General features: G+C 41.3%; 7 protein-coding genes. 2 read left to right on the top strand and 5 right to left on the bottom strand.

Annotated elements, in window-relative coordinates:
• Positions 1–128 precede the first annotated feature (128 nt).
• From LC586_RS30660 to ppsA, 3 genes are read right to left on the bottom strand one after another with little or no spacing between them, the layout of a single operon-like run.
• Positions 129–482: a XisI protein gene (locus LC586_RS30660; protein WP_229489100.1), complete on the bottom strand. Its 354-nt coding sequence runs from the start codon at positions 480–482 to the stop codon at positions 129–131.
• Entirely contained in the window at positions 452–889 is a 438-nt protein-coding gene (locus tag LC586_RS30655) for an element excision factor XisH family protein (RefSeq protein WP_229452829.1), read from the bottom strand. Before LC586_RS30655 ends, LC586_RS30660 begins: the two co-directional genes overlap by 31 nt.
• Before the next feature lie 19 nt (positions 890–908).
• Complete coding sequence (gene ppsA / locus LC586_RS30650) at positions 909–3,410, bottom strand: phosphoenolpyruvate synthase (RefSeq protein WP_229489099.1); 2,502 nt, start codon at positions 3,408–3,410, stop codon at positions 909–911.
• Between the two features lie 184 nt (positions 3,411–3,594).
• Here ppsA and LC586_RS30645 point away from each other — a divergent pair, with 184 nt between their 5' ends.
• On the top strand, positions 3,595–4,002 hold the full coding sequence (locus tag LC586_RS30645) for a hypothetical protein (protein ID WP_229489097.1): 408 nt from the start codon (positions 3,595–3,597) through the stop codon (positions 4,000–4,002).
• Positions 4,003–4,724: 722 nt separating this feature from the next.
• Here the strand turns inward: LC586_RS30645 and LC586_RS30640 are convergent.
• Positions 4,725–5,465, bottom strand: coding sequence for a hypothetical protein (locus tag LC586_RS30640; RefSeq protein ID WP_229489095.1), 741 nt, complete (start codon positions 5,463–5,465; stop codon positions 4,725–4,727).
• 605 nt (positions 5,466–6,070) lie between these two features.
• The gene (locus tag LC586_RS30635; RefSeq protein ID WP_229489094.1) at positions 6,071–7,999 is read right to left on the bottom strand and encodes an alpha-amylase family glycosyl hydrolase; all 1,929 of its coding nucleotides are present in this window, start codon (positions 7,997–7,999) and stop codon (positions 6,071–6,073) included.
• A 406-nt stretch (positions 8,000–8,405) separates the two neighbouring features.
• Here LC586_RS30635 and LC586_RS30630 point away from each other — a divergent pair, with 406 nt between their 5' ends.
• Positions 8,406–9,455: a tellurite resistance TerB family protein gene (locus LC586_RS30630; RefSeq protein WP_229489092.1), complete on the top strand. Its 1,050-nt coding sequence runs from the start codon at positions 8,406–8,408 to the stop codon at positions 9,453–9,455.
• The last annotated feature ends 692 nt before the right edge of the window (positions 9,456–10,147 follow it).

The raw sequence follows: 10,147 nt of genomic DNA, 5'->3' as shown, positions 1-10,147 counted from the left end.
GGTCACAAAGGTAGGAAGTCTGACAATGACAAATAGATAACACACTGAGTAGCCGTGTGCGGTGAAAGTCGCAAGCACGGTTTCGGATGGGAGGGGTGATGCAGTAATGCACACCTCGACCCTAACAACTACGCAAATTCTGAATCTTTCCGCAGTTCTTCAGACCGGAACCCTAACACGATCCGATTCTTTGGGATACCTGCCTTCACTAATTCCGTTGCTACCCCCTCTTCAGTGCCATCACGTTGAATCCAAATTTTGCCATCAATAATATCAATGTGAATCAGACAGCCGTGAACGCGACGCGTTGCAGTTGGAGAGAGTTCTGGCACTGGTTCTCGACCAAGAATCATCACCAAATATCGATCCTGTTCTTTATCAAAAATAGTTTCATGCTGAATATCACCGTAAGAGTAAGGAATCTTTGTGTGTTCAGTAAGAATGCTGCAAATTATCTGTCTGTATTGTTCCAGAGTATCCATCGGACTATAACCTCCCGCTTTGGATTGAAAACGATGAGAGGAATTTTGTAATCTTCCAATATAAGTTTACCAAGCGGTTCTTCCTCAAAAATGTCAGTAAAAATATCCTCATGAACAGCAATATACAAAACCCTATCTGGATAATTGCGGGACATTACAGCAAGGTAAGTAAAGTACTGACCAATTGCCTGTTCGAGGTCTGCCACTTCCGATTCACCACTGAAGGTCTTGATTTCAACAGCAATTTTCTGCGTTCCTTTTTCTGCTATGAGTAACTTTTCGGCTGCCAAATCCACGTAAAGATCCTTTTTCCCCCACTTTAGATGAAAGGGATCGTCGGTAATCGTCCAGGCATCTTTGATTAGCGCATTCTTCAAGTTCTCGTGGTAGCGGTCTCTAGCTGGCATAAATTACTCGAATTACGAATTACGAATTAGTCCCCTCGACTTTTGCCACTTCCAACATTGTCTTTAAAACTGAATCTGGATTCAGACTAATCGAGTCAATTCCTTGTTCAACCAAAAACTGGGCAAATTCTGGATAGTCGCTGGGTGCTTGTCCACAAATGCCGATTTTGCGATCGCATTTTTTCGCCGCTTCTATGGCCATTTTTACCATTCGTTTCACAGCTGGACTGCGTTCATCAAACAATCTGGCTACCAACGCCGAATCCCTGTCTATCCCTAATGTAAGTTGAGTTAAATCATTAGAACCAATCGAGAAGCCATCAAATACCTCAGCAAATTCCTCAGCCAGAATAACATTACTGGGTAACTCGCACATCACATAAACCTGCAAGTCGTTAACACCTTGCTTTAAACCATTTTTTGCCATCTCTGCTAAAACCAAACGCCCTTCATCGGGAGTACGACAAAACGGAATCATCGGGATAACATTCGTCAAACCCATCTCTTCCCGTACCCGTTTAATGGCATGACATTCTAGGGCAAAAGCTTCTCTGTAGCCTTCATCATAGTAACGCGCTGCCCCCCGCCAACCCAGCATTGGGTTTTCTTCATGGGGTTCAAACTGTCGCCCACCTAACAAATTGGCATATTCATTACTTTTGAAATCTGACATTCGCACAATTACTGGTTTGGGATAAAATGCCGCCGCAATTCTACCTATACCTTGGGCTAATCTATCTACAAAATACTGGGGTTTATCGTCGTAAAGTGCAGTAATTTCAGCAATTTTAGCTTTGGCAAATTCATCTTTTAACAAGTCATAGTGAATCAATGCCATTGGATGAATTTGAATTTGGTTAGCAATGATAAATTCTGTCCTTGCTAAACCTACCCCATCGTTGGGAATTGCCGATAAACTCAATGCTTCTTGGGGATTACCCACATTCATTAAAATTTGAGTGCGGGTGCGAGGTAAGTTTTCTAAAGGAACTTCTTCCACTTCAAAAGGTAATAAGCCTGCATAAACTTTTCCCTCTTCCCCTTCAGCACAAGAAATTGTTACCTCTTGACCAGGTTTTAAAATTTCTGTAGCATTGCCGCATCCCACGATCGCAGGTACACCCAATTCTCGCGCAATGATCGCTGCATGACATGTCCTACCACCAGAATTGGTGACAATTGCACTGGCGCGTTTCATAATTGGTTCCCAATCAGGGTCAGTTCTTTCTGTCACCAAAACTTCCCCAACTTGGAACTGTTCGAGTTTCTGAACATCTAAAATTAGGCGTGCTTTCCCTTGACTAATAGCTTCCCCAATCGCGCGTCCCATGACAAGAGGGATTGGGGATTGGGAATCAGGGAGTGGGGATTGGGAAGATTTTTCCCCATTCCCTATTCCCCATTCCCTATTCCCCAATAACAACCGATAACTCCGCAACACATTTCCCGTCTTCTGCGACTGCACGGTTTCGGGACGCGCTTGCACAATAAAAAGTTGATTAGTAATTCCATCTTTTGCCCACTCGATATCCATTGGAGTGGGAATACCGTGGACTTGAGAATAATGGTCTTCAATTAAACACGCCCAATTTGCTAGTTGTAAAATCTCTTCATCATTCAGGGCAAATTTACTTCTTTCGCTGGGCGGAACAGACACATTTTTCGTAAATTTGGAGCCGTCATCATAAATCATTTTCAGTTCTTTACTACCCAATTTTTTATCGATAATTGGGCGGAAACCAGCTTTTAAAGTTGGTTTAAAAACATAATATTCATCAGGATTTACAGACCCCTGGACAACATTTTCACCTAAACCATAGGCGGCTGTAATTAGTGCCGCATCCTTAAATCCGGTTTCTGTATCAATGGAGAACATCACCCCAGAGGTTGCTAAGTCAGAGCGCACCATTTTTTGCACACCCACAGCCAGAGCAATGCTAAAGTGATCAAATCCCTTAGTGTGACGATAAGAAATGGCGCGATCGGTAAATATGGAAGCAAAGCATTTATGACAAGCTGCTAAAACTCCTTCAGCACCGACAACATTGAGGTAAGTTTCCTGCTGTCCAGCAAAACTAGCATCTGGAAGGTCTTCGGCGGTGGCGCTAGAACGGACTGCAACATCTGTCTCTGCGTTGTATTGTTCACAAAGACTCTGGTATGCTGTAGCGATCGCCTCCCGCAATTCTACAGGAAATGGAGTGTGGATTAATAGCGATCGCGCTTTTTTTCCCCGTTCTCGTAAATTTTTGACATCCTCAACATCCAAGTCAGCAAAGAGTTTGCGTAGCTTTGCTTCTAAACCTGCTGATTTGATGAAATAACGATAAGCATAAGCAGTGGTGGCGAATCCAGTGGGAACGTTAATACCTTTGGGCGTTAGCTGTTGAATCATTTCGCCCAGTGAGGCATTTTTACCACCAACTACGGGGATATCAGCAATACCAACTTCATCAAACCACAAGATGAGCGATCGCTCTTGGGAAGATAGAGATAATGTGCTTTTAGATACTGTAGTCATAATTACCTTTTAAGTTTATACTCAGTTTGTCAGTGCGTAACCGCTAGTATATTTTTCCTATATTCAATTTTATTTATATTTTGCAGCCACTGGCGTAATAGATTGTGTAATTCAATACCATATAGTCCAGAAATAACAATTATTCGGGATAATGGCTCTTTTGTAATATCGGATACAATGCACAATGGCGCAACTAGAACGACTGTTAAAAATGGCAGAAGATGAGCTAACTGAGTACAGCACAGATGCCCGCAAAATTGAAAAACTACGGCGCAAAATAGGTTTATCAGTATCAGCAGCCGAACAGCGACAAGTCAAAGAGGCATTACTTGCTACTAAGCAATCTTCTAATATGATTACTCAAATTGTCGAAGAACAAAGACAAGCAGCAGCTTTACCATTTTGGGGAATTGCTGGATTGGGTTTGTTATTTGGAATTTCTTTAAATCAACCCATAGGTTTGTTAGCTGCTATAGTTGGAACTGTATTAGCTTTTAGAATTCAGAAATGGGGTTGGCAATTGCAGGCAAGTCGTCTATTGTTACAAACATTGGAAGATATTGAAGCGCGTATTGCCCAACCGAATAAGTAACAAAACAGATCCACTTTATAGAAAAAATATCTCTATGTATTTGTATTTTAATATACAAACTGATTGACTAGTCACTTGATTGATATAATGTCCGCTTAATTAGTTATTATTCCGGGCATCTATCCTCTCTTTCCTCCAGCTAAGTGCCCCCTGCGGTCTTAATGATAAGTCTTTTACCGGACATGATATGACACCTCGTAAGTACTTAACAATTCCTTTGGGATCACCATAGCAAAAAAAATTAGATATTGGATTTGATTCAGATATTTATTCACATGCTTTGCGTGCAATGAATGCTACATGACCTTTTGACAGAAGTATTGGCCATAACTCAATACAGTTCAGTTAGCAATTTTTCCTTCTCTCTCTTCTCTCTCTGTGTCGCGCCAGTTGCTTCTCCCTACAGCCCTTCGGGCATCCTACGGCAGGCGCTAGCCTCTCACGAATGGGATTCGGGGAGACGCTGCGCGTAGCAAGATCCCCGGAGGGGTACAAGTCTCTTAACCGCAAGGGCGCACTGGCTTCTCTGCGCCTCTGTGGTTCATTAAAAAAAACGACTTTGACAAAGAGTGCTAGCCTTAACCCAAGCGTATTGGGCCATAACTACGCATTGTTTCAACTCCAAAGCCCACGCGCTGGAGTTTATTTTCACCAATCGATGTGACAACATTGTATGGTGGAATATCTTGACAAAAACTTTTCGTTTTACAGAAATATTATCCTTATTGCCTCTTCACTGCAATCGTATAGCTAGGTAAATGTGAGGCATCTGTTTGAGTTTTCACAAGTCGCAAGTCATTATCTATATATAAATGCTCAAACACTTGAGAAGTTACTAAGGATGTTTTTTTAAATTCCTTAGCATTATTTATCTCGATATTTTCTAATTTTAGAGCTTTAGGTAAAAGTAATTTTGACGCATTCAGTTTGACTTTATTGTTAACTACATAAGTAAACCAGTTGTAGACTGATTCTAAAGTTAGAGGATTTTCTCTATTTGTAAAAGCCTGAAATCTATCAATGTTTTGAAGATACCATTTACCATTTTGAACTCCATATTTTTGGATCACCATGAAATCATAAGCTGGTAATCTTGATTGAAAATTCTCGGATAAAGACTGCTCTTTTCCCATTATATAGCGAGCTACACTGGCACAGTAACCATCATGCTGGAAAATTTGGAAGGACTGCTCTTGTATTCTTTGCGGTAAACTTTCATGAAACGATATTGTAGACCAGATTGGTGTCCAAACACCCACTAAAAGCCGTAATTGCTCTGTAACACTAAAAACAGGATTATGTTGGCTCAACTTTATAAAATAGGGAAGCAATTCAGTTTTATAAAATTTTATTTCGTCATTTAAAGCTTCTGAATTTCGACCTTGAACTCGTGCCAAAATTTCATTTTTAAATTTTAGTTTTTTTGGAGCACTTAATTGATTTTTCAGTAGTAGGTCGAACATTACCATTTACCTTTTTCTCATTTTTTTTAGATGACTTGGTTGGTAAGTATTAAAAACTGCTGAGTTTAGCGATTATAAAGCAATACGCTTGGGTTAAGGCTTTACTCTTTGTCAAAGTGAATTTTTTTAACGTAGACGCTGCATCGGCTTGCCGCAGGCTACCGCATAGACGCTGCATCGGCTTCCCGCAGGGTAGGACGCAAAGGACACGTTCGCGCAGCGTCTCGTTGGCGCAGCCTCTCGTAGAGAAGAGAAGGAAGAGAAGAAAGAGAAGAAAAAATGCTTAACTGAACTGTATTGGATTATAAAGGTATCATCTATTCTTTTATCCTGTAAAAGCTAAAGCCTTTTTTGCCCCTCTTTTTAACAGTTTTTGGGTGCTTATCTGCTTGATATTACTTATTTTAACTCACAAAGTGGTGTGATCCAGATCACTGTAAACTAAAATATATTAAAGAAGTATTTAGAAATCAGAGTATTGCATATATAGACGTGTAGCGGCTGACCTGACGACAAGGTAGAAGAAGCACTATTAATTCACAAACAATGAAATGCGAAGGATAAAAATTTTGCTCCTTCGCACTTTATTGTTTATCTGAATATTTCTACGATTCTCTTCCCGATGCCCAGGTATCACGCCATTTTACAGTGCCTTCTTTCGCAATCACCCAACGGCGATTTACGAGATTTTCGCGCAGAGGCGATCGCCCTTCCCGCCACATGGCATATTTATAAGCAATCAGCTTACCAGTACTCTCGTCAAAGGGAATCTCAGCAGACCAGGTATTCGAGTTGATGTACTCTAAAGGATATGCTTTGCTGATATCCCAGTTACCTAACTCTGGGCAATCTCCTGTCACCACAATGATTTCACCGGGTTGGGTATCCACGCCATTGAGTTGCACACGCACAATTGTCTGTGCTTTGATCCGTTCGCCAACGTGGCTGAAAACAAGCACTCCCCGTTCTTCTAATACTAGGTCATAAATCTTGCCGTCTTTGACTTCATACTTGTTGCGAGTCACAACGCAAGTATGTTCTCCATCGGGTAATTCTGTTTCTACTTCTGGGAGAGTAACTTCTCCTCCCCGGTTTAAAGCTACAAAACACACAGAGTCACGATAGCGGCGTACATAACAGTAAATATCTGGTGTTAAGTATTTTTGCCAGTGGCTACCCATTGATACGGCTGGATTCAGTCGCCGTAAGCCAGACAACAGCCTGATGCAACGATAAATTTCACTCTCAGTATCCCAATTTTCCATCATTGGGCGGTTATACGGATCGTTACCGCCATCGGTGTCGTCATGCAGATATTGTTCTGTGCCGTAATAGATGCAGGGAATACCGCGACAGGTCATAATTAAGGCGATCGCAACTTTCAACATCGCTGGATCAGGGTTCAGCGATTGGAAGCGGGACATATCATGGTTATCGATGAAAGTGACTAACTCTGCTGCACCGTTATAACGATAATCCTGATCAAAAATGTATTGAATTGTTTGAAATCCGTTTTCTGAACCTTGTCCCAGTGCGGCTCGAATTGCCACACACAACCCAAAGTCTAGAAGTGTCATGCCTGAGTGGTTAACAAATTCCACCGAGCGATCGTCAGTAGGATTACTGTAAATCCATTCACCAAAAATGAATACATCTGGTTTGTGATTGCTCATATCACCAGTGAATTCTTGCCAAAACCAGATAGGCATGTGCTTGACAGTATCCACCCGCAGTGCATCCACACCCCGGTCTAGCCATTGTTTAATGGCTGACTTGATATACTGACGATATTCAGTATTGTTTTCATTGAAGGTTGCTAGACCAGATAGTTCACAGTTCTGTACTTGCCAATCGTCTTCCCAGTTTTGCACTTCGCCATAGTGGTGATACCAATGATTGACATCATCATTGAAATCAGCAATTTTAACACCATCATCATACAATTCACCTTTACTACCGCTAGTGTCAGGGCTGCTATGGTTGCAGACAATATCTAGCACCAGCTTCATATTCCGCTTGTGCAGTTCTGTAACTAACCGATCAAAGGTCGTATTTTTTTCTTCTTGCGTAGCATTTAAAGAAGGATTTTCTCCATCAGCAATGTAGCGAGGATTGAGCCGCTTAAAGTCTTTTGTCCAATATCCATGTAGGGCTGCATTTCCAACAAATAACTCTTCAACCTGCTCAAACAGTGGAGTTAACCAAATGGCTGTAACTCCCATGTTTTTGAGATAATCTAACTTATCGATGACACCTTGCAAGTCGCCACCCCAGTACTTACCCCAATCTTGTCTAGTTGGATCGTACAGTTCTGAGTTTGCACCTTCGCTGTTATCTGGATCGCCATCATAAAAGCGATCGACCACAAGAAAGTAAATGGTTTCCTGACGAAATTCAATATCTCTGGTGTAAAGAAACTCTAAGTCAATCTCAGTATCTGATGGTGGTGTTTCTATAATAGCTTGTACTTTTTCTTGTGCAGAATCAACTTTGTATTGATCTGGTGAAAACTGAGATGGAGGGGTTTGTACCATAAAAAGCTCAAAATTTCATGTAATTCATACTTGTAGATCAACAGTACAATGTTTCGAGTATTGTGTGTCCCTACAAACTTTGGTATTGTGACATCCTGCCCACGGTGTAGGTATCTATCGTTAGCTAGTTTATAATTCTATCGATAGATATAATTCATCTGCTAGAGGATAAAAACAAAGGAATATAGCAGTTATTAATGGTAATTGCTTGATCACAAAAATTTACAATATTTAGATTAAGCCTAGCTTGTGTTCACTTAGCGCTGGAGATTAGCTACACCTGAGCAATACTGAGTAAACCACGGATTAGCCAACTTTTTCTCTAGAAGATTCGCTCCATTGGTAAACTGACCATTGTCACTTTCAATCTGTTATTACTATCAAGCAATTAATTCAGGTAGCATCTATGACCAAATATGACAAGGTTTTTAACTCACCAAAGACATCAGAGGAATCACTGAGTCCAGAGGAAGCGGTGGCGGCGATCGCAACTGTCACTGCGATCGCTGATTCATCTATTGAAGATGTAGATGCAGAAAGTTTAGCGGGTATTCTCTGGGAATTCGAGGTTTTCGAGGAATACTCAGAGGATGAAATCGCCGAAATAGTTGATCGACTCCTAGCCATTGCAGAAGAAGAGGGAATTGGGCCTTTGTTTAATGTTGCCAAAGTATCTCTCTCAGACGAATTAGTGCTGGATGGTTTTGCTGCTGGAGTGATAGTGCTTTTAGACGAAGAACTCGCCATCCCCAAATCGAAACAACCTTACCTCAAAAAGCTACAAGCAGCCTTAGAACTGGAGGATGAAGAAGCAGAGGAAATCATTAAGGAGGTAATTGCAGCCTTTAAGGAAGCAGAAGAAGAATATGCAGACGACGACGAAGATGAGACAGTAGTCATAGAAGATTTTAGTGAACAGACATATCAATCCCCTTTAGGCAATTTTACCGTGCCAATTCCGGTTGATCCGCAGCAGGGCGGTAGAATTCAAAGTCAGGAAGGAGTCGTTGGCTTTTCTGATGACATCGGTACTTTGCTGAGAATCGATTATTATCCTTTCCCTCTAGAACAGTTAGAGGAACTGGAGTCTGTTGGACAAGAAGAATATTTACAAACAATCTTAGTAGACAAGTATGTACCCCAAGCGATTTTTGTCAATGTACCAGATGCTTCTGTGGAGTATACCGAATATCTGGCAGACACTTTGCGAGGCGCTTACTACGTGTTAATCGATATGCCCAAAGGTTCGACGATTTCTAAGCAAGAAAATAATGGAACTGCGATCAGATTAGATGCCTACCGGGGGCTGCTCTCCTTTATCAGTGGTGAATTTTTGTATATAGTTAGTAGTCAGCACAGCTTTATTAACGGCGAAACTCCCGATTCCCTTGAAGAAGAAGCTGAAGACATCAAGGAGAGTATTTTAGAGTTTGTTGAGACTATAGAATTCACTTAGGTAGCTGTAAACCTTAGTTAATTTGTTTAAACTTTAGTAATTCTAGCAATATTGCTCAAATCACAGATGCGATCGTATCTGTGATTTCCATCCCTTTTTGATGGTGACGTTTACTAACTGGAGTTTAGACTAGTTCCCGGTGCGAAACTCAGAAGGCTCATTCTATAAAGCCTAAAAACCTTGGTTTTAGTTCCTGGAAACATCTTAAATCCGTATGCTTATTTTTTGGAAATTTAGTTTTGCACCGGGAACTAGACTAAAAGTGATTGAGGGAACGCAAACCAAATGGAATTACCGATTAAAAATACTCTCAAGTTAGTCTCAAAATATCCGTGACCTTTGACAACTGCGTATTATACTTGTCTTAAGATAATACTACAACAATGATAATCCGCTATAGCGGTTCCCATTCAGATGCGGTACAACATTACACCTCGTGGTGTAGGGGCAAGTCTTTGCCCATAGGTGTCAACTTAACGTGAAACCCTTGCAATGACGTTATATCAAGTCCACTCAATTACTAATTAAGCCGTCGGAACCCCACCCCGCTTTTGTCTAACGACAAAATCTCCCCTCCCCGTGAACGGGGAGGGGATTAAGGGGAGCCAGTGCGGTCTTGGGGTTCACCTGCGTGGAGCCGGATAGCGTGTGGGGTAAAATGACTGTGGAATGAAGCTCTCTGACTTAAGTTG

Source organism: Nostoc favosum CHAB5714 (genome assembly GCF_020829495.1).
Lineage (GTDB): Bacteria > Cyanobacteriota > Cyanobacteriia > Cyanobacteriales > Nostocaceae > Nostoc > Nostoc favosum.
Note: the sequence above shows the minus strand (reverse complement) of the source record. Positions and strands in the feature narration are given on the sequence as shown.

Bases quoted from the DNA above. Each gene is read 5' to 3' on its own strand.
- LC586_RS30660 (WP_229489100.1), bottom strand. From the start codon at position 482: ATGGATACTCTGGAACAATACAGACAGATAATTTGCAGCATTCTTACT.
- LC586_RS30655 (WP_229452829.1), bottom strand. From the start codon at position 889: ATGCCAGCTAGAGACCGCTACCACGAGAACTTGAAGAATGCGCTAATC.
- ppsA (WP_229489099.1), bottom strand. From the start codon at position 3,410: ATGACTACAGTATCTAAAAGCACATTATCTCTATCTTCCCAAGAGCGA.
- LC586_RS30645 (WP_229489097.1), top strand. From the start codon at position 3,595: ATGGCGCAACTAGAACGACTGTTAAAAATGGCAGAAGATGAGCTAACT.
- LC586_RS30640 (WP_229489095.1), bottom strand. From the start codon at position 5,465: ATGTTCGACCTACTACTGAAAAATCAATTAAGTGCTCCAAAAAAACTA.
- LC586_RS30635 (WP_229489094.1), bottom strand. From the start codon at position 7,999: ATGGTACAAACCCCTCCATCTCAGTTTTCACCAGATCAATACAAAGTT.
- LC586_RS30630 (WP_229489092.1), top strand. From the start codon at position 8,406: ATGACCAAATATGACAAGGTTTTTAACTCACCAAAGACATCAGAGGAA.